This window comes from Novosphingobium decolorationis (assembly GCF_018417475.1).
Lineage (GTDB): Bacteria > Pseudomonadota > Alphaproteobacteria > Sphingomonadales > Sphingomonadaceae > Novosphingobium > Novosphingobium decolorationis.
This window is the reverse complement of sequence record NZ_CP054856.1, coordinates 828,188-847,005: the sequence shown is the minus strand read 5'-3', so window position 1 is coordinate 847,005 and position 18,818 is coordinate 828,188. Positions and strand designations below refer to the sequence as shown.

At 64.8% G+C, this 18,818-nt stretch carries 27 protein-coding genes; 14 read left to right on the top strand and 13 right to left on the bottom strand.

Annotated elements, in window-relative coordinates; all coding sequences use genetic code 11:
* The first annotated feature begins 73 nt into the window (after positions 1-73).
* The gene (locus HT578_RS03930) at positions 74-346 is read left to right on the top strand and encodes a hypothetical protein (RefSeq protein WP_213502251.1); all 273 of its coding nucleotides are present in this window, start codon (positions 74-76) and stop codon (positions 344-346) included.
* Positions 347-366: 20 nt separating this feature from the next.
* Here the strand turns inward: HT578_RS03930 and HT578_RS03925 are convergent, their stop codons facing one another.
* From HT578_RS03925 to HT578_RS03875, 11 genes are all read right to left on the bottom strand, one after another.
* Positions 367-1,320, bottom strand: a complete 954-nt coding sequence (locus HT578_RS03925; protein WP_213502250.1) for a hypothetical protein — start codon at positions 1,318-1,320, stop codon at positions 367-369.
* The gene (locus HT578_RS03920; RefSeq protein ID WP_213502249.1) at positions 1,317-1,868 is read right to left on the bottom strand and encodes a hypothetical protein; all 552 of its coding nucleotides are present in this window, start codon (positions 1,866-1,868) and stop codon (positions 1,317-1,319) included. Before HT578_RS03920 ends, HT578_RS03925 begins: the two co-directional genes overlap by 4 nt.
* Entirely contained in the window at positions 1,868-2,074 is a 207-nt protein-coding gene (locus HT578_RS03915) for a hypothetical protein (protein WP_213502248.1), read from the bottom strand. Before HT578_RS03915 ends, HT578_RS03920 begins: the two co-directional genes overlap by 1 nt.
* A complete protein-coding gene (locus HT578_RS03910) occupies positions 2,074-2,340 on the bottom strand; it encodes a DUF2312 domain-containing protein (protein ID WP_213502247.1) in 267 nt (88 codons plus the stop codon). The genes HT578_RS03915 and HT578_RS03910 overlap by 1 nt, the downstream gene beginning before the upstream one ends.
* A complete protein-coding gene (locus HT578_RS03905; RefSeq protein WP_213502246.1) occupies positions 2,340-2,696 on the bottom strand; it encodes a hypothetical protein in 357 nt (118 codons plus the stop codon). The genes HT578_RS03910 and HT578_RS03905 overlap by 1 nt, the downstream gene beginning before the upstream one ends.
* A gap of 12 nt (positions 2,697-2,708) precedes the next feature.
* A complete protein-coding gene (locus HT578_RS03900; protein WP_213502245.1) occupies positions 2,709-2,987 on the bottom strand; it encodes a hypothetical protein in 279 nt (92 codons plus the stop codon).
* A 365-nt stretch (positions 2,988-3,352) separates the two neighbouring features.
* Positions 3,353-3,541: a hypothetical protein gene (locus HT578_RS03895; RefSeq protein WP_213502244.1), complete on the bottom strand. Its 189-nt coding sequence runs from the start codon at positions 3,539-3,541 to the stop codon at positions 3,353-3,355.
* A complete protein-coding gene (locus HT578_RS03890; RefSeq protein WP_213502243.1) occupies positions 3,538-3,891 on the bottom strand; it encodes a hypothetical protein in 354 nt (117 codons plus the stop codon). Before HT578_RS03890 ends, HT578_RS03895 begins: the two co-directional genes overlap by 4 nt.
* Positions 3,888-4,238, bottom strand: coding sequence for a hypothetical protein (locus HT578_RS03885; protein ID WP_213502242.1), 351 nt, complete (start codon positions 4,236-4,238; stop codon positions 3,888-3,890). Before HT578_RS03885 ends, HT578_RS03890 begins: the two co-directional genes overlap by 4 nt.
* A gap of 96 nt (positions 4,239-4,334) precedes the next feature.
* Complete coding sequence (locus tag HT578_RS03880; RefSeq protein ID WP_213502241.1) at positions 4,335-4,607, bottom strand: hypothetical protein; 273 nt, start codon at positions 4,605-4,607, stop codon at positions 4,335-4,337.
* On the bottom strand, positions 4,604-4,957 hold the full coding sequence (locus tag HT578_RS03875; RefSeq protein WP_213502240.1) for a helix-turn-helix domain-containing protein: 354 nt from the start codon (positions 4,955-4,957) through the stop codon (positions 4,604-4,606). The genes HT578_RS03880 and HT578_RS03875 overlap by 4 nt, the downstream gene beginning before the upstream one ends.
* A 95-nt stretch (positions 4,958-5,052) precedes the next feature.
* Between HT578_RS03875 and HT578_RS22540 the strand changes: the two genes are divergently transcribed.
* The 6 genes from HT578_RS22540 (at position 5,053) to HT578_RS03845 (ending at position 9,544) form a co-directional block, all read left to right on the top strand.
* Positions 5,053-5,277 (top strand): helix-turn-helix domain-containing protein, encoded by a 225-nt coding sequence (locus HT578_RS22540; protein ID WP_213502239.1) that lies wholly within the window; start codon positions 5,053-5,055, stop codon positions 5,275-5,277.
* A gap of 128 nt (positions 5,278-5,405) precedes the next feature.
* A complete protein-coding gene (locus HT578_RS03865) occupies positions 5,406-5,672 on the top strand; it encodes a hypothetical protein (RefSeq protein WP_213502238.1) in 267 nt (88 codons plus the stop codon).
* Positions 5,672-6,817, top strand: a complete 1,146-nt coding sequence (locus HT578_RS03860) for a DUF7146 domain-containing protein (RefSeq protein ID WP_213502237.1) — start codon at positions 5,672-5,674, stop codon at positions 6,815-6,817. Before HT578_RS03865 ends, HT578_RS03860 begins: the two co-directional genes overlap by 1 nt.
* The gene (locus tag HT578_RS03855; protein ID WP_213502236.1) at positions 6,814-7,011 is read left to right on the top strand and encodes a hypothetical protein; all 198 of its coding nucleotides are present in this window, start codon (positions 6,814-6,816) and stop codon (positions 7,009-7,011) included. Before HT578_RS03860 ends, HT578_RS03855 begins: the two co-directional genes overlap by 4 nt.
* A gap of 344 nt (positions 7,012-7,355) precedes the next feature.
* Entirely contained in the window at positions 7,356-7,559 is a 204-nt protein-coding gene (locus HT578_RS03850) for a hypothetical protein (RefSeq protein WP_213502235.1), read from the top strand.
* Positions 7,532-9,544, top strand: a complete 2,013-nt coding sequence (locus HT578_RS03845) for a hypothetical protein (protein WP_213502234.1) — start codon at positions 7,532-7,534, stop codon at positions 9,542-9,544. The genes HT578_RS03850 and HT578_RS03845 overlap by 28 nt, the downstream gene beginning before the upstream one ends.
* Before the next feature lie 77 nt (positions 9,545-9,621).
* Here HT578_RS03845 and HT578_RS03840 read toward each other — a convergent pair whose 3' ends face one another.
* Both HT578_RS03840 and HT578_RS03835 read right to left on the bottom strand, forming a co-directional pair.
* Positions 9,622-10,560, bottom strand: a complete 939-nt coding sequence (locus tag HT578_RS03840) for an ArdC family protein (RefSeq protein WP_213502233.1) — start codon at positions 10,558-10,560, stop codon at positions 9,622-9,624.
* A gap of 3 nt (positions 10,561-10,563) precedes the next feature.
* The gene (locus HT578_RS03835) at positions 10,564-10,719 is read right to left on the bottom strand and encodes a hypothetical protein (RefSeq protein ID WP_213502232.1); all 156 of its coding nucleotides are present in this window, start codon (positions 10,717-10,719) and stop codon (positions 10,564-10,566) included.
* Positions 10,720-12,148: 1,429 nt separating this feature from the next.
* Here HT578_RS03835 and HT578_RS03830 point away from each other — a divergent pair.
* The 7 genes from HT578_RS03830 (at position 12,149) to HT578_RS03800 (ending at position 18,788) form a co-directional block, all read left to right on the top strand.
* The gene (locus HT578_RS03830; protein WP_213502231.1) at positions 12,149-12,721 is read left to right on the top strand and encodes a hypothetical protein; all 573 of its coding nucleotides are present in this window, start codon (positions 12,149-12,151) and stop codon (positions 12,719-12,721) included.
* A 203-nt stretch (positions 12,722-12,924) separates the two neighbouring features.
* A complete protein-coding gene (locus HT578_RS03825) occupies positions 12,925-14,259 on the top strand; it encodes a hypothetical protein (protein ID WP_213502230.1) in 1,335 nt (444 codons plus the stop codon).
* Between the two features lie 15 nt (positions 14,260-14,274).
* The gene (locus HT578_RS03820; RefSeq protein WP_213502229.1) at positions 14,275-14,973 is read left to right on the top strand and encodes a hypothetical protein; all 699 of its coding nucleotides are present in this window, start codon (positions 14,275-14,277) and stop codon (positions 14,971-14,973) included.
* A gap of 14 nt (positions 14,974-14,987) precedes the next feature.
* Positions 14,988-15,740 carry a hypothetical protein gene (locus HT578_RS03815; RefSeq protein ID WP_213502228.1) on the top strand — a complete coding sequence of 251 codons (753 nt, stop codon included), beginning with the start codon at positions 14,988-14,990 and terminating at the stop codon, positions 15,738-15,740.
* Between the two features lie 68 nt (positions 15,741-15,808).
* Positions 15,809-17,458: a portal protein gene (locus HT578_RS03810; RefSeq protein ID WP_213502227.1), complete on the top strand. Its 1,650-nt coding sequence runs from the start codon at positions 15,809-15,811 to the stop codon at positions 17,456-17,458.
* Positions 17,459-17,797 carry a Bbp19 family protein gene (locus HT578_RS03805; RefSeq protein ID WP_213502226.1) on the top strand — a complete coding sequence of 113 codons (339 nt, stop codon included), beginning with the start codon at positions 17,459-17,461 and terminating at the stop codon, positions 17,795-17,797.
* Positions 17,787-18,788 (top strand): hypothetical protein, encoded by a 1,002-nt coding sequence (locus tag HT578_RS03800; protein ID WP_213502225.1) that lies wholly within the window; start codon positions 17,787-17,789, stop codon positions 18,786-18,788. Before HT578_RS03805 ends, HT578_RS03800 begins: the two co-directional genes overlap by 11 nt.
* The last annotated feature ends 30 nt before the right edge of the window (positions 18,789-18,818 follow it).

Below are 18,818 nucleotides of genomic sequence, written 5' to 3'. Positions count from 1 at the left end.
ATCCCTTGTGCGGGACATACCGCACGGGCTTGGTTATACATGGGCGTGACTCGATTGCAAATGGGGGTGTGATTTGGCTCTGTTGGTGCTGATGCTGTGGCTTGGTTCCGCCGTTGCGGGGTGGTTTCTTTTCTGGCCCTGGTTATCTGTTCCGGTAGTCGTCATCGGTATTCACATCATGCGGGTGATGGCGCGGATGAAGGCGGTGGCCCGGCGCAACGGCATGTCGTCTTCGGCCCTTGCGGGGAGTATGACGAGCGCCAATACTCGGCTGCTAGTGGGAACGCTGATACAGCATGCAGTGATATTCGGTGTCGTTGCTTTCGTTCACTACCTAGTCGGCTGAAGCGGCACGGATAAAAATGGTCATCGGAAAACGCGCTCTGCTTCCATCCTCTTGAGGGCTGCCTTTGGGCTTTCGTCAGGCCGGATATCGAAGCTGCATCCAACGCAGCCGCCTTTCCAGCTACCCGCACGCTCGCCGACTTCGTCGCTGAACTGAATATCGATATTGTCGAACATCTCCTTCGGCAGGGCATTGCGAATGGCGATCTGCATCCGAAGGGGGCCGATCCAGCGCTTGCCATAGAAGGCCCGGCGGCGGGTGATCGTTGCGTCGACGATCTGCACTTGTCCGTTCCTGAGGAGGTAGCGGTAGGGATGCGTTTCGCTCCACGGCGCGGGCCCGACCGGGCCGGTGTATCGATGGGCGGGGTTGGGATGGTTGCGCGCCCAGATTTTTTCCGGATGGGCGCGATCATCATGCCATTCGAAATCAGTTCCGAGATATTCGGTGCGAATATGTTCTCGTCCCCAGGGCCACCACATCAGGGTCGAACGCCTTCCCCAATATAGGTGCAGGCCTTCTTCGGACGAGGAGAATCCGAACTGGGGCTTGTCGAGTGAGCACAGCTCCGAAGGCCCATGCCGGAAGAACCAACGAGTCCACTTGGGGAGCGGCGCAAACCAGGTGAAGAGCCATACGCCGATCATCAAGGAGGGTCGATCGCTGTCGGTCATGTCTCCGTAAAAGACAGCTTTCAGCGCGATGACATGGTTCCGGGTGCTGATCTCGCCAATCTTGGTGTGCGTAGTACCATCGCCATGCCAGTATCGCGCGCCAAGGAGCTTAGCCCAGACGGGCATCTTGGGTGGAAGGCCGTGGGTCCTGAAGTCTTTGCTCATATCCATCTCAGTTTCGAATTGCCGGAAGGCGTCCGGTGCGCAGCGAGGGCATGGATCCATCGCCAGGTGGGAGTGGTCGGCCGTGCCGGTGCCCTGGCAGATCCCGCAATCGGGATCCGGTGTGGGCAAGGTCATGACGGCCGAGGCCCTGCGAGGGGGGTGCCGTCGCGGGCATCGATATCTTCCAGGATCGCCAGCCATTCGCGCCAGGTGCCGCCCGGGGCGCGGTCGTCAGGGAAGCTGGGGGCGTAATCGTACCCGTATTCGTAGAGGCCGCGCATCGCGGTGAGGCGGCGGGTGTAGAGATCGGCCTGGTCCTGCGTGAGGCGGCCCTTGCGGACCATTTCGGGGAAGAGGCGTTGGCGGTAGGCGAGCTCACGCGTGAGCGCGGCGCGGCGCTGGTGCCAGGTGTAGTCGTTCTGGCTGGAGCCCGGGGTGCGTTCGATCGTGCGCGGGTTGTGCATGGGCTTGCCCTGGTCGACCGGGGCAAGTGCCTTGCGGAAGCGTTCGGCGTCCTCGAGGATCGCGGCGATCACGTCTTGTTCGTAGGCCGCTTCTTCGCGCGTGATGCGGCCCTTGGCGACAAGGGCGGGCAGCGTGGTCTTGCGGTTGGCGCTTTCGCGGAGCAGCTCTGTGCGCAGGTCCGACCAGCTGACGTCGGGAAAGGCGTGGTGCGGGGACATCAGAACGGTACCTCGCTTTCTTCGATCGGCATGAGGCGGGTTTCGCGGCGGATGCGGACCGGGATATCCGTGTCTTCGGGGAAGCCGCAGGCGCTGCAGGTGTCCGGTTCGGGAAGATCCCGTTCGAGGGCATCGGCGCTGGCGATCAGTTCACCGCATCCCGGGCACCACAGCCCCCAGTTGGTGGCGTGCCAGGGGGCAGCCATCAATCGAGCCCCAGGGCGCTGCGGTAGGTTTCCAGGACCATGTCGCGTTCGCGGCGATCGTCGGGCTTCATTTTGCGAAGGCGCACGATCTCGCGCATCATCCTGACATCGTAGCCGACCGCCTTTGCTTCGTTGTAGACGTCGCGGATATCGTCGGCGATGCCCTTCTTTTCCTCCTCGAGCCGCTCAATGCGTTCGATGAGGAGGCGCAGGCGATCGTCGGCATTGCCGTTGCCGGCGCCGCTGTTATGGCCCGCGCCGCCCATCAGCCGGCGGCCCGCAGTTCAGGCACGGCGCTGACCGTGGCGCGGGCGGCGCACTGCGCGACCAGCCATTCGGCGGCTTCGGCCTGGTCGAACCCTGCGGCGAAATAGACCTGGACCGAATAGGCCGCGCTGGGCGCGCGTGCCGTGCGGTCCAGCGCGCGCTCGTGGCTGATCTGGGGGAAGTTCTGTTCGAGCCAGGTGGTGTTCCCGGCGAACAGAGCGATGATGCGCAGCTTGTGGAAGCCGTTGGTGGGGATGGAGACCAGGCGGCCGTCGGCCAAACGGAAATTGCAGTGCCCCAGATCGTGGGTGACGCCAAGCGGCGTGACGGGGCAGGTGGCGAGGGGATCGTACATCGAGGTTTCCTTTCAGGATTGGTCGCGCTCATCCTCGGCCAGTTCGGCATCGATCCGATCTATCGCGGCGAGGATGAGGGCGGCGGTTTTCACGAGTTTGCGGCGCACGACTTCCAGCTGGCCGCGCCCGAAGGCGGCGTGGTCGGTCGCGCCGCGCAGGTGGTGGGCGATCAGCCAGAGGAAGGAGCGTTCGCCGTCCGGCGTGAAGGGGCGTTCGCACCACAGTGGGGTGGCGCGGTCAGCCTCGGCCGTGTGGCCGAAGCGAAGGACCTGGTCGGCCCGGGCGGCCATGACATCTTCCATGGCGCGTACCGGGATCCCGGCGAAAGTGCGTGGCGCGTCCTGCAACCCGTCCCGGGGATTGGGAGGAGTGGACGGGGAGGACGCGCCAGCCTCGGCACTGCTCTTTGGCAGTGTGCGACCCGAGGGGGGATCGATGGGGGGCGACCCGCACGGCGCTGCGGCGCCGCCGTGGGGATCTGCCGCGCCCTGCCTCTCACGTGGCTCTTCCGATGAGCGATGTGCCGCAGATGCAGGGGGCGTGTGCGAATTCATGTGTCAGCCCTTCGCCTGGAGCGAGAGCTGGACCAGGGCGACGATGGCGCCCAGGGCCGCGCTGCCATAGAGGGCAAGGAAGAAGGCGAACAGGGCCCGCGTCATTGCCAGCCTGCGCCCAGGTGCGCGAAGAGCGTGGCAATCGCCGGTGCAATGATCATGGCAAGGGCCGCGCCGACTGCGGCGCCGGCGAGCCCGCCCGAAAGCGCATCGAGACGGCCGGCCTGCGCGCGGGCGCGGCGGTCACCGGCCTCGAGCCGGGCCAGCCACAGGATGCGGGGGCGGTTCACTGCGCGCCGCCGGACTTGAAGGCCTTGTTGATCGCGGCGTTGGCTTTGCTAGCGATCTTGCCTTCCACGGCTTCCGCGGCGCGGATCAAGCCTGCGGCCAGTATGCGAGCTTCGTCCGGATTGATCGGATGATGCAGGCCCATTGGGCCAAGGTCGAGCATGAGTGTGATGTAGGTCAGCTCGAGACCGTCCTCCCGTACGCTGGTGGTATCGGCGATCGAGCAGGAGCCGGTAGGCAGGTAGGTGATGCCGCGTTCCTTGAAGGCAGGGGCATTCGCCACCACGCCCGCATCGTCGGGGCTTCGCGTGACGCATCCGGGCGCCAATTTGAACTGCGACACCGGGATCATGGGCGGCCTCCGACGACGAGGCGCAGGCCCGCTGCGGCCTGGTCCATTTCGGCGGCGGCGGCGGTCTTTGCGGCCTGGTCGCAGGCCAGGGCGTTGTCGGGCGGCAGGAAATTGTCGAGCCAGGCGTCGACAGCGTCGCGCTGCCACTGGCTTTTCATGGTCACGCCATGTTCCAGGTGCTGGCCGACGAGGCAGGGAAGCGGCGGCGGAAAGCCGGCTTCGTGCACCAGCGCAGTCATGTACCGGACAAGGCGGCGGGACTTGTAATCGCCCCGGCCGAGGCGCTGGGCGATCGGGATGATGCCGATCGTGGCGGCATCGGAGAATATGGGGGAAAGGTAGGACAAAGCGGCCTCCGTTCGTGGGAACGGGGACCTTATGTTCGCTAATCGCTTACTTTGTCAATCGAAAATGTAAGCGCATCGCTTACATGGCGATATTGGCTACTCGTCCATGCAAAGTGCGTAGTCCTTCGCGTTGCGGCAAGAAAAGCTCTCAATGGCGTGGATCGCGGGGAAAAAGATGGCGCCGAGCGCCATGAAGCAAATTGCAGAAAAAATTGCCATGGCAATGCAGCCGCGCTCTTCCGAGTGCTTATGTCCTGGAAGTGCGATTTCGGATAGCTTCCAGCCAATCCAAGTGCTTGCTGCGAAGATTGCGAAATATGCAGCTGCAATAAGGATCTGCGCGCCGAACGTGGCGAGCGATTCCATCATGCGCGCTTGCGCTCTTCGGGAGACTTGGCTTCGTTGGGCGCGATAACGTCTGCGACACGTAAAAGTTGGTCGCGTTGTTCAGGCGTGGCAGAGCGTAGCCTTTCGATGAAACTCCGCTCGTCTACAGAAAGACCGCCTGGATTATCCGCTTGGTTCAGCAGATCGGCCGGAAGTACTCCCAGTGCTCGGGCAATGCGACGCATGTAGTCGACGGTTAGCATCATGTTCCCGCGTTCAAGGTCGCTGATGGTGACCTTGCTTACGCCGATGAGGTTTCCGAGTGCTTCTTGGGAAAGCTTGGGGGCTGCCTGCATGCGAAGTTCGCGGATACGGTTGGGTGCCTCGTCCATGGGCACGAAATGTAAGATTTGCGCTGACACGGCTAGATCGTCATTCCCTAACAAGCTCTTGTCAAGAGGTTAGCGTATCGCTTACTGGTTTCGGGATGACACAGTCTCCGAAACTCCATCCTCTGAGGAAGTGGCGGAAAGCCAAGGGCTGGACCCTTGAGCAGTGCGCGAACGCGGTCGGCACTTCCCGCCATGTCTGGTCAGACTGGGAGCGTGGGCGGCGTCGGCCGAACAACAATTTCATGCCCAAGGTGCGTGAACTGACGGGTGGGGAAGTCTCTGCTGACGATTTTTTCCCCAGCTTTGGGGCGGCCGCCTGAATGCCTGTGTCCGTTCATAAATGCCTTTGTCTCCCGGGCATCGCTATCGGGGGGATCGATGCCGCCAAGGCATTGGTGCGGCACAAAATTTTCGCCAAGGTTAAGAACTCCGGTGAAGGAATTTACCGATGAGTGGAACAGGTGGGCCCCACTTCGACCAGCGGCCGGGCGTATTCGAAGCCACACGGCGCGGCGGTGGGCGTTCTTCGCTGCCGCTTCTTGCGTTCGGGCGCCACGGTACTTCCGGGTGGGGCGTTTCGCTGTTCCAGGGTGGTGAGCTGGTGGCCGAGCTTTCGGCCGAGGACGCCATGGCGCTGGCGATCGACATTGCCCAGGCGGTGGGCGCGATCACGCTGGCGGAAAGCTATGCCCCGGATTGCGGGGAGGCCGGTTGATGGCGGTCTATTCCGTTGGCGAGATCGCCGAGAAGATCAACGCGCAGGCGCGGGAGATCGCGCCGGACCTGCTGCCCAACGGCCGCTTTTCGCCGTGCCGCACCAAATGGATGTTCTCCGGGATCCCGGACACTGGCAAGAGCGAAAGCGCCTGGGTGCATCTGAGCGGCGCCAAGATCGGCAAGTGGTTCGACATGGGCAACGCGGCGCCCGGCGAGGACAAGGGCGATATCCTGGACCTGCTGCAGCTGAAGCTGGGGCTGGCGGACAAGCGCGCGGCGATCGAGGAAGCGAAACAGCGCCTGGGCCTGGTGGACGACTGGAAGCCGGGCAAGCCGGCGAAGCTGCCACCCGAAGAGCTGCAGCGCCGGGCCGACGAGGCCCGCGCCCGCGCCGAGGCGCGCGAAGCCGAAGCGGAGAAGGAACGCGCGGCGAAGGCGCGGGGGGCCAAGGCCCTGTACCTTCGCGGCGACCCGATCGTCGGGAGCTGGGCCGAGCGGTACCTGATGGGGCGCGGCATCGAGGCCGGGGCGAAGTGGCCGGGCGTGCTGCGGTTTCATTCCGAAGTCTATCTGCGTGAGGAGGGCTGCAAGGTGCCGGCAATGCTGGCGGCGGTCTATCGCGCGGATGGGGTGCAGATCGGCACGCACCGCACGTTTCTGGCGAACGAGGGCGGGCGCATCGTGAAGGCGCGGGTGGACCGGCCCAAGCGTGTGCTGGGCAGCGTTTGGGGCGGCTTCATCCCGATTTCCAAGGGATCGAGCGGCAAGTCCATGCGCGACATGCCCGAGGGTGAGCCCGTCTACGTGACCGAAGGGATCGAGGACGCGCTGGTGGTGCGCATGATGATGCCGGGGGCGCGGATCGTGGCGGCCTATTCGCTGGGCAACGTGGGCGCGATCGTCCTGCCGGCGGCCGCGCGGCGCCTGGTGATCGTGTGCGACCGCGACAGCAACGCAAAGGCACAGGAGCAGCTGGAACGTTCCATCGCGCAGCAGCAGGCGCGCGGGTTGGACGTGCAGCTGGTGATGCCGCCCGACGAATGGGGCGGCGTGCCGATCAAGGACATCAACGACTGGTGGCTGGCGCTGAAGGCCCAGGGCGAACGCGCCCGCCAGTCCGGGGACACGAGGGGGGTGGCATGAAGCCCAGTGAGCATTTCGGTATGGCGGGGCCGCGCGAATATCGCGAACTCGTGCGCAATCGCCGCTTGTTCGAGCTGGCTCGTCACAACGGTTACGGCACTGAAACGGGCACGTGGCCGGAAGGTGTGTGGTGGGTTGTTCCCCACGAAATGGTGCCCATCGTCGGCGCTATGAAAGTGAGGCTCGAGCTATGAGCCGTCTGACACGATGGGGATTTGACCAGAAGGCCCGCGCATTCGTGCGCCCGGTGCCGCTGGTGCGACGTATTCTGCAGGTTGCGGCTGCCGCCGAGGACCTGACAGCCGCAAGCGCGCGGGGCGAGAGCCTCGGCTGCGAAGTTCGGGATCCGGAAGGATCGAGCGGGGGGGCGGTAGCCGTCGCTCAGGAGAGGGCAACTCCTGGGCGGATCATGAATGCCCCTGCGAAATCCCGATCAGCGCGCGCACAAGTTTGTGAGATCACGGGCGCAAATCCCCCCGCCCCCGTGACAGCACCGCAGCGGGTGGAGCCTGTCCCCCCGATCCCCCGGCCCGCTGCGGTGCGCACCCTTGACCTGGCGTCGGCGCCGAGCGCCATGGATGCGCGCTGGGCGCAGAATGCCGAGACGGTGGCCGCGCAAGCCCTGCGCGAGCGCGGCGATGGCATGGTGGCCTGCAAGTGCCATCCCGAGGGTTTTGTGCCTTCGTGGTTCGGCGGCGACTGCATAGAGGCGGCATGTCCGCTGCGCGGGGTGGCGGCGTGAGCTCCAACCCCATCGAGGAAGCGCTGGCCAATCCGCAGCCCGCGCCCGACTTTGCCCAGCCCGGCGACATCGGGCCGGAAACCGGGCGTAGTGGCGAGGACGATTACGATCGCTTTCCGCCGGGATGCCCGATCACGCCGCTGGGCAACATGCAGGATCTGACCGGTAAGCAGACCTGTTTCTATCTGAACTACAACGGGCAGCTCGTCGGCCTGGAGGCGGGAAACCGGCATGGCAAGAACGGGCTGATCGCGCTGTTCGGCCCGAAGCTGGGGTGGCTGGAGGCGAACTTTGGCCAGTATTCCAAGCCGGTGCGCGAGCAGATTGCCGGGAAGGGCTGGGTGGAAGTGGAGCCTTCGCGCCTGATCGGGTTCGACCAGGCGAAGTCCGCCCAGGCGCTGATCGTGGAGTGCGTGCGCAAGGGGGTGTTCGATCCGGCCGGGCGCCTGCGTGGGCGCGGGGCGCATCGGCCCGAAAAGGGCGCGGGCGGCCTGGTGCTGCATTGCGGGGACAAGATCCTGGCGAGCGTGCCCAGGGTGGACGGCACGCTGAAGGGCTGGCGCTGGGCCGACACGGGCCTGCACGAACGCTACGTCTATCAGTCGGCCGAACCGATCCCGCGCCCCTGGCACGAGGAAATCGACGCGCGGCCGGCCGAAAAGTTGCTGGCCCTGCTGCAGACCTGGAACTGGAAGCGCCCGTTGCTCGACCCGATCCTGTGCCTGGGCGCGATCGGCGCGGGGATGATCGGCGGCGCGCTGCCCTGGCGCCCGCACGTGTGGATCACGGGCGGTGCTGGCACCGGCAAATCGACGCTGAACGGCAAAGATGGGCTGGTGCACCGCTTGTTCGGCAACGGCGTGTTCCGGACCAGCGACACGACAGCAGCCGGGATCCGATCGAGCCTGAAGAATTCCACCGTCCCGGTGATGATCGACGAGCTCGAGGCGGCCAAGGACAGCCGGCACACCGATGCCATCGTGGGCCTGGCGCGCATCGCCTCGAGCGGGGATACGGCTTCACGCGGGAGCAGCGATCACGGCGCGGTGGAATTCACGCTGCAAAGTTCGTTCTGGTTCTCCTCCATCATTATCCCGCCGATGGAGCCTCAGGACCGATCGCGCCTGGCCATCCTGGAGCTGGGCCCGATCCCACAGGGGGCGAAGGAGCCGGAGGCGCTGCGAACAACGGATTTCGGCGTGATGGGGCGGCAGCTGCTGCGCCGCATGATCGATGGCTGGCCGCGCCTGGTGGCGACCAAGGCGAAGTTTCACGCGCAGCTGGCCGAGCTGGGGCACGTGAGCCGCGCCTGCGACCAGTTCGGGACGCTGCTGGCCTGTGCCGACGTGCTGATAAGCGACGACGTGCACGCGGTGCCGAGCGACGAGGATATTGCCCATTGGGTGGCCGAGTGCCGGCCACAGCGCATGGCCGAGATTGCCGAAAGCGATCCGGACCACGTCGCCTGCATCAAGTACATGCTGACCAGCCTGCAGCAGGCGCGCGGAGGCGATGAGCGCGAGCAGATCGGCACGTGGATCTGGCGCGCGGTGGAGCATTCGTGCGAGACGCTGATGCCCGGGGAAACCGAAAACGACCAGGCGCGGCGGGCGAACGAGCGGCTTTCGCAGATCGGCCTCAAGATCGTGCGTGCTGAGCGCAAGCCCCCGGCGGGTAAATCCCCGGCCCGTTGGGGCGTGGGCCCGTTCGATCAAAGTGTGCCCGGGTGGCTGGCGGTGGCGAATTCGCATCGCGGCCTGGACAAGGTTTTCGAGGACAGCAACTGGCGCAGTGCGGGCTGGAAACAGTCCCTGGCGCGCGTGCCGGGGGCCGAGACGGGCGTGGACATGAAGTTTGGCCACGTGAAGTCCCGCGCGGTCCTGGTGCCCCTGTGCGAGGTGTTCGACGAGGCGGACCTGCCGAAGGCCTGCGCGGCCGAGGCGGTGACCTCCTGGGTGGCCGAGCAGAAGCGCGAGGTGGGGTGATGAGCGCGCGCGCTCCCGACATACGGAAGGGCCGGAGCATCGCTGCCCCGGCCCTTCGTGGTGCGTGGTGTGCGCGTTCAGGCGAAGAGGACCAGCTGCTCCGGCTGTTCGATCGTTTCGGGTTCCTCCTCGAGCTCGAATGCCTCGAGCTCGCCCGCGTTGGCCAGGACCATATCAGCCGCGGCCTGGGCCATGGTGGCCGCCTTGAAGATCATGCGCTTGTCGTTGCGAAGGGCCTTGAGCCAGCTTTCCACGTAGGCGGCGTGGTTGTCGATGTGTTCGCCAAAGATGCCCAGGCGCGCGCCGACCATGGCCGCGCCGATTTCGGCGACCAGTTCCTCGAACGCGTAGTCCTTCGAGCCGAACTCATTGAGCTGGGCGCGATCGAGGCGGTTTGTGTGGCCCGTCCAGTGGCAAAGCTCATGTGCCAGGGTGGCGAGGAAGCCGCTGGTCGAGGTGAACAGTTCGAAGCGGGGCATGTTCACGAAATCGGCGCCAGGGGCGTAATAGGCCTGGGCGTGGTCGGTTTCGCGAATGTCGGCGCCGGAGCTGCGCAGGGCGGCCTCACACGCCTCGTCTCGGTCCTTGCCGCCAACGATCTGGACAGGGGCAGTGCGGAACTGATCGGGCAGGTTCTCGATCTGGTCGGCGTTGAAGACGGTATAGGTCTTGAGCATGGGGACCAAGCGCGAGACGTCCTCGCCGGCATCGTTCTGTTCCTTGATGTCGAGCTTCTTGAAGAAGACGATCTGCGTGCCCTTTTCGCCCTTGCGGACGTTGGCGCCAAGGTCGAGCGCCTGCTTGAATGTAAACCAGCTGCGGCCGGAAAAGCCGCGTTCGGCTGCGCTCATCCAGAGCAGGAGGACGTTGATCCCGCGATAGCGTTCGCCGTTGGAGCGGCGCGGATCCATGATGGCGCCGCCGTTGACCCACTGCTTTTGCCAGGGGCGCGTGCCCTCCTCGAGGGCGGCAACGATCCGGTCGGTGACCTGCTGGTATGTGTCGATCTTGGCCATGGTTCAGATCTCCTCGGCGTTGTCGATGAGCCAACCGTTGACGAGGATCGTCTCGCCGGTGTGCAGGTCCTTGGCGCGGAAACGTTCGTCCAGGTCGACGTCGTCGGCGACTTCAACTTCGAGGCTGTGACAGCCCATATCGAGGAGCATGTGCTTCATGGTGACAGGTCCTTTCTGACCATCGACGCGGCCCTGTGCCGCCGTCGTTGCTGTACCTATAAAGCGGCACAGAAATTTGTGTCAATAGAGAATTTCATCTTCGCGCGCGCGCTTAGGTTTGCGTCCGCGCCTCGCGGACATTCGGCGGGGCGTGAACTGGCGGTTTTGCGTGGGTTTGAATGCTGGATAACCGCTTTCGAGATTGCGCCGACGTACGGCCGCAGCGGCGCCGAAGGCGACGCGGTGCGCGGCCGTTCTCTCTTTGCGTTCCCCCGGCCCGCAGGGGCTCTGGAAATGGACTGCCTGGCGCTGCGCTCTTGCCTCGTCCTCTCGTCTCACTTGACCCCGGCCCGCTGGCAGTCCAAGACATTGGTTGTCCAGTCGCGGGGCCCAAACGGGGCAGGGGAGGTGGTTCCAATCGGAACCAAGCCGGAACCGCGCTGGAACTATCAACACATTGCAATCATTGCGTTTTCTGTCCGGTTCCGCTGGTTCCGGTCAACTCTCACGCGTGATGCGCGCGTGCGCGTATGCGCGAGCACGCGCGCGCACATACGCGAGGGGATTACTGGAACTTTGGAACCAGCCTTCATTATCAATGTAAATCAGATGTTTAGAGGTTCCATGTCGGTTCCAAGTTGGTTCCAGTCTGGAACCACCCTTGTCAGCATGGATGGAAACGGCGGATTTCTGCGGGAAACGAATAAACTAGGGGGCGGATATTCGGCCGCCTCGGCTCCTGGTGATCGCCTGGCCCCTGTCAGCACCGTAATTCGGGGGAGGGTGGCGAAAACTTTCGGGGCTGGAACGCGGGCTGGCGATCTGGGTGCGCCTGGTGAGGCTCGGCCGGTGGCGATGGTGCTTTGCCGGGGCGGGCTCGAGGCGGTCCAGGCGTGCGGATCCGGGCTTTCGACCTGGTCCAACCGGAATGGCGGAAATCTGCCGTTTTCGGGCGATGTGATCGGGCATGTTGGAAAGGTGATGTTGGAAGGGGTGGCAGAAAGGCGCAGGAATGCGTGTATTTCGGGCCATCGTCGTTGGCCTGTCAGGCTTACGCGCGGGGTGGCTGGGCACCTCGATCGGCGCGCCCTGGGCAGCGCCTGGGGGGGCTCCTCGGCCTCCGGCCGGCCCCCCCTTGCCCCCTTCGCGGCGGTGCCGCGTCCGAGCACCCAGGCGCACGAGCGTGGCCGGATTTCGATCGGAAATGAAAATCCCTGTCCCGGATCGACTGGGCGACCTGTGGAGGGGCACGAAACGGGTGGTCTGACGAACGGGTCGGGGTTGGGGTGCCGAGCTCAAACCCGGGCGCGCGAGGCGGGGCGGGGAGCTGGTGAGATGGTGGTTCGGGAGAACCGCATCGACGAGGCGCAGGTTAGACGGGGAGGTGCTTGTGTCAACTGAGCCCGGTGGAAAACTGGAAGCCGAGGGCATGGTGGCCGAGGCCAAGGCCTTGTTCGACCAAGCGCAGGCGGAGGAAGAGCAGTTGGAGCTGCTGGATCCCCTGACGCCCGAGGAGATGGCCGAGGCGCGTGAGAAGCTGGGGCCGAGTGCAGGGCGGCTTGCCGTGTTGCGCGCTGCACGCGAGGAACGCGGCCGAGGGCGGCCCAAGGGGGCCAAGAACAGGCGGACGGATGATTTTGCGCGCTACATCAGCCAGTTCGGGCAGGATCCGGCGATCACGCTGATGCAGATCCAGTCTACGGATCCCGAGGTGCTGATCCAGGCATCGGAACAGTCCAAGGTACACAGCTTCCGCAAGGACGGGACGCCGAATATCGTCACTGAACGAATGACCTACGCCGAGGCCCAGGCGCTGCGTGTGCGGTGTGCCGAGGGGCTCATGTCGTTCATCCATTCCAAGAAACCGGTGGCGGTGGATGCGACGATCCGCGGAGTGGTGGTGCACGAGGAAATCGGTGAAATCCGGCGTTCGACAGGTGCCGTAATCGATGGCGAGGTTCTTGGCGTGATCCCCAAGGATCCGACGGGAGGCGATGAATGAGCGCGGCCAACCTTGAGGTCCGGCGCCTCAATTCGCCCGGGCCGATTTCGGACGATTTCCTGCTTTCGCGGGCGTTTCTGAAAATCATCATCGGGCCTGTAGGGTCGGCCAAGACGATGACGGCGCTTCGGGCGTTGCGGCGGGTCGGAACGCGGCAGGGCGGGCGGTACGATGCGAATGGGGTGCTGCGGCGCAAAGCGCGCGTGGGCGTGATCCGCGAAACCTACCCGAATATCGAGAAGAATACGCTGCCATCGTGGTTCCGGATCCATCCCGAAACCGATGGGCATTTCACCTGGAAGGCACCGTTCACGCACAAGCTGACGTTGATCCTGGCGCAGGATGAACATGGTCGCGCGATCGACGTGTGCGATTTCGAGATCGAATTTCGCGCGATCGGTGACCGGTCGGTCGAGGAAGCGTGCCGTGGCTGGGAAGTTGTGGCGGTGATGATCGATGAGGCGGACCTTCAGTCGCCCGATCTGCTGGCGTTCCTGTCCGGCCGTGTCGGCCGTGCGTCCGATCTTGATCCGGCGCTGGTGGTCGACCAGCAGATCATCCTGTCGCTCAACGCCCCTTACATGGATAACTGGATCTACGGCCTGGCTATCGAGAAGAACCTGGGCGAGTTCATGGATCCGGCGCTGGTCGAGGCGCTGGGTGATCGCCCGCTGATGGAGGTGTTCATCCAACCCGGCGGCCGATCGCCTGGCGCCGAAAACCTGCACAACCTTCCCAAGGGTTATTATGCAATTCAGGCCGCGCTGAACAAGCATCGGCCCGACTACGTTGCGCGCATGATCGACAACAAGTTCGTGCCAATGCAGCACGGTCAGCCGGTCAATCCCCAGTTCGATTATGCACGCCATGTGCGCCCGATTACATTCGATCCGAACCGCATGCTGGTGGTGGGGTTCGACCAGGGGCTTTTCGCTTCGGCAGTAGCGACCCAGCGGACAATCGAGGGGCACTTCCGGTCCTTGCGTGAGGCGGTGAGCTTCCTCGAGCAGGGCAAGACCCTGCGCAAGATCGGGCCGACCGCCTTTGGGCAGATGGTTCGCGCGATGATGGCTGAGCATTTTCCCGATGTGGATCCCGATCGGGTGCGCTTCGTGGGTGATCCGGCGGCTTGGCGCGCCAAGGACAACGAGGATGATGAGCGCGACTGGATCCGGGCGTTCGAGAAGGCGCTGGGGCACCGTGCGCACAAGGCGAAGACGAACCGACAGGCGCTGCGCCATGAGGCGATCTGGAGCGTTCAGGCGCAGCACGATGGGTACGCGGTCGATCCCAGCTGCAAGCACCTCATTCGCGGGCATCTGGGCGGATACCGATACCGGGAGGCCGATATGGGGGCTGGTGAGACGCGCGGGCACCTTGAGGTTGCCGATACCATTTTCACGCACGTTTGCGACGGCGAGCAGTACGCAGCCGTCGAGGGTGAGCATGTGATTTCCGACATTCGCGGGAGGCCGAGGATCAACCCTGCGATGATGATCCAGAATGATGGTGATTTCGATGAATTTGCGGGCGTTTGAGAGGAGTTCCTTGAGATGAGTGGATTGAAGAAATTTGCGCTGCCAGCGCTGGGTATCGGGCTGGGCGTGCTGGCGGCCGGGCCGTTGGGACTGGCTGCCAGTGGTGCCATGGCTGGGAGTGGCGGTGCGGCAGCTGGCGCTGCCGGCGCGGCGGGGGCTGCCGGTGCTGGGGCGGCAGGTGCCGCGGGCGCAGCGGCGGCCGGTACGGCAGCGGCAGGAACTGCAGCTGCAGGGACCGCTGCTGCTGGTACGGCGGCCGCTGCAGGTGGTGCCGCCGCGGGGACGGCTGCGGCAGCTGGTGCTCCGATCGTGGTGACCGGAACGGCAGGCGCTGGCGCTGGTGCTGCGACAGGCGCTGCCGCGGGCGGAGCGGCCGGAGCGGCCGGGGCGGCCGGTGCAGAATTGGCTGCGGGTGGAGGGTCGGCGCCGGGGCCGTCCGCCGGTGGGAATGCTGCCCCCGGAAAGACTTCGATGCTGAAGACTGCCGGAACGGCGGCCGCGACCACGGCGGCAACCACGGGTGCGAGCATGCTCCTGGCGAACAACGATGGTTACGCAAGCCCCGGGCTCGCGACACGCGACGAGGCTGAGATCGCAGCCCGCCGCGCGCGCGAGCTGCGCGGCCGAAGGGGATCTGCCGCCGATATCGTGACAGGCGTTCGCGGGGCCGAGGCGGCCGCGTCCAGCCTTGGCAAGTTCGTCCTCGGGAACTGAAGGAGGTAGGAGATATGTCCGGTAATTCGGCACAGGCCGAACAGGCCAAAGAGGTAGATGCCGCGCAAACGCTGGAGTTGATCACGCTCCTGCTGGCGGAAACGCCTTTCAAGCTGGGCGAAGGCGACGACGTCCTGGGCAAGGTCAATGCAGCGCTTTCGAACTGCGAAGATATGGCGAAGGTAGCCGTCAAGCTCGAGGAGCTGGGATATGCGGTGCCCGAAGGCGCGGCGATCGGGGACGCTGCGTGCGTGGTGCTTGATCAGCTGGTGACGGTTTCGGCGCAGGTTGAGGAGCAACTGGCCGGCGTGAAGCGCCAGCTGGCGGCGCAGAAGGGCCAGGTGACCAGGGCGCGCAACGAGGCGGCGGAAACGCAGGAGGCGCTGGCCGCTGCGATCGCGCGTGATCCCGAGGCAAAGCTGCGCAAGCTTCCTAGCGATCCGCCTGTCTTCGACAGGAAAAGGCAGGATGAGCTGCGCAAGGTGATCGGGGATGCCGAGGACCTCGAACTGGTGGCCTTCCTGGGCGACGTGGAAGCGGGCGACGTTCCGGCGCTGGCACTGCGTAAGGGCATGTCCGGTTTCAAGGTGATCGGTTCGGGGCTGCTGCTGGCGATCGACAGCTGGCTGGTCACCGGGCTGGCGCGCCTGGATGGCTGGGCGCTTTACGCCGACGACGAGCTGGTCCTCTACCGCAAGCGATCGGCCGGGCAGCTGCAGATCGGGGCGGGCCAATCGTTCAACCTGGCGCATGACGTGCTGCTCTGACGCGCATCATCCCCGGCGCCGGGCGTGGTGCCGGGGAACACCTTTCCCCTGGGCGGAGTGAAAAGACGATGGACGATCGAATTCAGGACGAGGACCTGGTCAAGGCGGACCTGCGCGACCATGAGCGCCTCAAATCCCTGCGCGCGCCCTGGGAGAGCGTCTGGCGCGAGGTGGATGATCGCTTTCCGAGCGGGGCTGCGGGTGGGTTTTCCCATGGTTCGCCCGGATCGCTGCGCAATGAGCGCAATTACGATCCGACGCATATTACGGCGAACAAGCGTTTTGCCGCTGCCGGCGTTGCGATCACGACGCCCGAGGAGAAGGATTATATCCGGATTCGCTTCGTGGATGATGACCTGATGGCGCAGCGGGGCGTGAAGGTCTGGTGCGAACGTGCGAGCCGGCGCATGTACGGGATGCGCCATGCCGCGAGGACCGGCTTTGGCACTTCGGCAAACGAGGACTGGAAGCAGCTGGGCCGTTACGGGACCTCTCCCGTGTTCGTGGATGGAAAGCCTGGGCGTGGTTTCAGTTATCGCACGCTGCACCTGGCGCAGGTCTATATCGACGTCGACTATGCCGGGATCGTGAACCGGGTGCATCGCTGCTACAAGCGGACCGTTGCCCAGATCGCCGAGGAATTCGGGCGCGATGCCCTGACGCCCAAGATGCGCAAGGCGCTGGAGACGCCCGGTAACGAACATACCGAATTCGAGATCCTGCACATCGTTGCGCCCAATACCGAATGGGACACCGAGAAACTCGACTGGCGGCGCATGCCGATCGCATCTCGCTACCTGGTGGCGGACGAGAAGATCTACCTCAGGCGCAGCGGTTTTCATTCCATGCCGATCGCGGTTTCACGCCATCTGACCGAGGCCGAGGATATCTACGGCACTTCGCCCGCGATTGACGTCATGCCCACGATCAAGGGCGTGAACGCGATGAAGCGCACGACGTTGCGCGCGGGGCACAAGGCGGTGGATCCCGCGCTGCTGTTCAACAACGACAACGGCATCAACCGTCTGATTTCCAGAGCTGGGGGCATGAATCCGGGCATGGTCGACGACATGGGGCGCGCGATGGTGCAGCGCGTGCCGGGTGGCGAGAACGGCATCCCTTACGCCATGGAATTGATCGAGCAAGAGAGGGAGGTGATCCGAACCGAGTTCCTGGAGGAATTCTACAAGATCCTGACCGATCCCAATTCGCGCATGACCACGACCGAAGTGCTGGAGGTGATGAGCAAGCAGGGGATCCTGGTGCGTCCATTCGCCAGCCAGTACCAGACCGAAAAACAGTTTCCCGTTTCGCAGCGCGAGCTGGATCTGGCGATCCGGCACGGCCAGCTGGAGCCGTTCCCGCCCGAGGTGCTGGAGGCAGGTGCCTGGCCGATCGTGGAATACGAGAACATGCTGGCGAAGATGGCGCGTGCGGAAAGCACGGCTTCGACGCTGCGCTACGTCCAGGCCTTGCCGGTACTGGCCGAATTCGATCCGCGTGTGCGGCACCGCGTGGATGCGGACGCGATCGCGGTGGGCATGGCCGATGAGATGGGCGTGAAACCCAGCTATCTGCGCAGCGATGAGGACGTGGCGAAGCTGCTGGCGGCCGAGCAGGAACAGCAGGCAGGTGCGATGCAGCTGCAGCAGCTGAGCGAGGCGTCCGGCGCCACGCTGAACCTGGCGAAGGCCAACCAGATTACCGAGGCCGCGTAAATGCGCAGTCAGGTCAACCTTTTGCGGGCGCGCGCGGTCGCGCTTTCGCGGGTCTACAAGGACCTGTTCAAGGCCAGACTGGCGGCAGCGCTGCCGCTTGCATGGCTGTATCGCTGGCTGTTCGTGGAACGCGAAGGCGGAGTGAACGGTGTGGGCGAGCTGGTGCTCGCCGATCTGCGGGACTTTTGCCACGCGAACGAGCCCACGATTTTCGATACTGATCCGCTGATCATGGCGCGCCGCGAAGGCCGGCGCGAAGTGTTCGTGCGGATCCAGAATTTTCTCAACCTGGACGAACACAAGGTCCAGCAGCTGATGGAGCTAGACGATGGCGAATGAAGGCGGTGAGGGTGCAGGCGCTGAGGGCGGTGAAGGCGCAGGCGGGTTCGGCAGTTCGGCCGATCTGCTGGGCGGCGCCGGGGCTGGCGCGGCGGCGGCTGCTGGACAAGGTGAGGGCGGCGGGGCCGAGGCTGGTGCAGGTCTTGGCGAAGGCGGCGGTGCAGATCCGGAATGGTGGGGCGGTCTGTCTGACCAGGCTGAGGGCGAGAGCGCAGCGAACCGCGACTATGTGAAATCCAAGGGTTGGAGGACGCCCGACGACGCGATCAAGAGTTATCGCGAGGCCGAGCGTGCGCTTCGCGATGGAGGGCGCATCAAGGTGCCCGGAGAAGGTGCGACGGCCGAGGAAGTGGCCAGCTATCGTACAGCGATCGGTGTCCCTGAGACGGTGGAAGGTTACACGCTGCCCCAGTTGCAGGATGCGGACGGCAACGCGGTGCCACTGGACGATACGCTGCTGGGCAAGATGCTTCCCCGCGCGCTGGAGCATGGTGTGCCGGCCGAGGCGATGAACGGGCTGATCAACGACTTCGTGCAGGCCCAGCTGGATGACCAGGCCGCGTTCGACAAGGGCACGACGGATGCTGCGGCGGCCTGGGTGGCCAAGCAGGGGGCCGACGGCCATGCAAAGCTGGCCGCGATCGACAGCGCGGCGCGTGCGCTGGGCCTGTCTTCGCAGGAGTTGATCGCGATGCGCAACGCGATGGCGCAGGTGAGCGGGGCTGAGACGGGCGTTGCCAAGATGCTGGATACGTTCACGCGGCTTGGCCAGGGCATGGCCGAGGATACGTTGATCACCGGCGGTCAGGGGCGCTTTGGCGTGACCGGGCGCGAGGCGCAGGGCGAGCTGGACAAGATGAAGGCGAAGGCGAAGTCCGATCCGGCGTTCGGCAATGCAGTGCGCACTGAGGGCACCCCGGAGAACGCGCGTTGGAACCGGCTGCAGGACCAGGCCGCCAAGTGGCAGGAGCGGCAGGAGCAGGCGGCCTGATCATCCACAATCACGCCTGAATTTGGCTTG

What these genes read in the sequence shown, in the direction of transcription:
- HT578_RS03925 (WP_213502250.1), bottom strand. Translation starts at nt 1,320, where the DNA reads ATGACCTTGCCCACACCGGATCCCGATTGCGGGATCTGCCAGGGCACC.
- HT578_RS03920 (WP_213502249.1), bottom strand. Translation starts at nt 1,868, where the DNA reads ATGTCCCCGCACCACGCCTTTCCCGACGTCAGCTGGTCGGACCTGCGC.
- HT578_RS03915 (WP_213502248.1), bottom strand. Translation starts at nt 2,074, where the DNA reads ATGGCTGCCCCCTGGCACGCCACCAACTGGGGGCTGTGGTGCCCGGGA.
- HT578_RS03910 (WP_213502247.1), bottom strand. Translation starts at nt 2,340, where the DNA reads ATGGGCGGCGCGGGCCATAACAGCGGCGCCGGCAACGGCAATGCCGAC.
- HT578_RS03905 (WP_213502246.1), bottom strand. Translation starts at nt 2,696, where the DNA reads ATGTACGATCCCCTCGCCACCTGCCCCGTCACGCCGCTTGGCGTCACC.
- HT578_RS03900 (WP_213502245.1), bottom strand. Translation starts at nt 2,987, where the DNA reads ATGGCCGCCCGGGCCGACCAGGTCCTTCGCTTCGGCCACACGGCCGAG.
- HT578_RS03890 (WP_213502243.1), bottom strand. Translation starts at nt 3,891, where the DNA reads ATGATCCCGGTGTCGCAGTTCAAATTGGCGCCCGGATGCGTCACGCGA.
- HT578_RS03880 (WP_213502241.1), bottom strand. Translation starts at nt 4,607, where the DNA reads ATGATGGAATCGCTCGCCACGTTCGGCGCGCAGATCCTTATTGCAGCT.
- HT578_RS03875 (WP_213502240.1), bottom strand. Translation starts at nt 4,957, where the DNA reads ATGGACGAGGCACCCAACCGTATCCGCGAACTTCGCATGCAGGCAGCC.
- HT578_RS22540 (WP_213502239.1), top strand. Translation starts at nt 5,053, where the DNA reads ATGACACAGTCTCCGAAACTCCATCCTCTGAGGAAGTGGCGGAAAGCC.
- HT578_RS03865 (WP_213502238.1), top strand. Translation starts at nt 5,406, where the DNA reads ATGAGTGGAACAGGTGGGCCCCACTTCGACCAGCGGCCGGGCGTATTC.
- HT578_RS03860 (WP_213502237.1), top strand. Translation starts at nt 5,672, where the DNA reads ATGGCGGTCTATTCCGTTGGCGAGATCGCCGAGAAGATCAACGCGCAG.
- HT578_RS03855 (WP_213502236.1), top strand. Translation starts at nt 6,814, where the DNA reads ATGAAGCCCAGTGAGCATTTCGGTATGGCGGGGCCGCGCGAATATCGC.
- HT578_RS03845 (WP_213502234.1), top strand. Translation starts at nt 7,532, where the DNA reads ATGTCCGCTGCGCGGGGTGGCGGCGTGAGCTCCAACCCCATCGAGGAA.
- HT578_RS03840 (WP_213502233.1), bottom strand. Translation starts at nt 10,560, where the DNA reads ATGGCCAAGATCGACACATACCAGCAGGTCACCGACCGGATCGTTGCC.
- HT578_RS03835 (WP_213502232.1), bottom strand. Translation starts at nt 10,719, where the DNA reads ATGAAGCACATGCTCCTCGATATGGGCTGTCACAGCCTCGAAGTTGAA.
- HT578_RS03830 (WP_213502231.1), top strand. Translation starts at nt 12,149, where the DNA reads ATGGTGGCCGAGGCCAAGGCCTTGTTCGACCAAGCGCAGGCGGAGGAA.
- HT578_RS03820 (WP_213502229.1), top strand. Translation starts at nt 14,275, where the DNA reads ATGAGTGGATTGAAGAAATTTGCGCTGCCAGCGCTGGGTATCGGGCTG.
- HT578_RS03815 (WP_213502228.1), top strand. Translation starts at nt 14,988, where the DNA reads ATGTCCGGTAATTCGGCACAGGCCGAACAGGCCAAAGAGGTAGATGCC.
- HT578_RS03810 (WP_213502227.1), top strand. Translation starts at nt 15,809, where the DNA reads ATGGACGATCGAATTCAGGACGAGGACCTGGTCAAGGCGGACCTGCGC.
- HT578_RS03805 (WP_213502226.1), top strand. Translation starts at nt 17,459, where the DNA reads ATGCGCAGTCAGGTCAACCTTTTGCGGGCGCGCGCGGTCGCGCTTTCG.
- HT578_RS03800 (WP_213502225.1), top strand. Translation starts at nt 17,787, where the DNA reads ATGGCGAATGAAGGCGGTGAGGGTGCAGGCGCTGAGGGCGGTGAAGGC.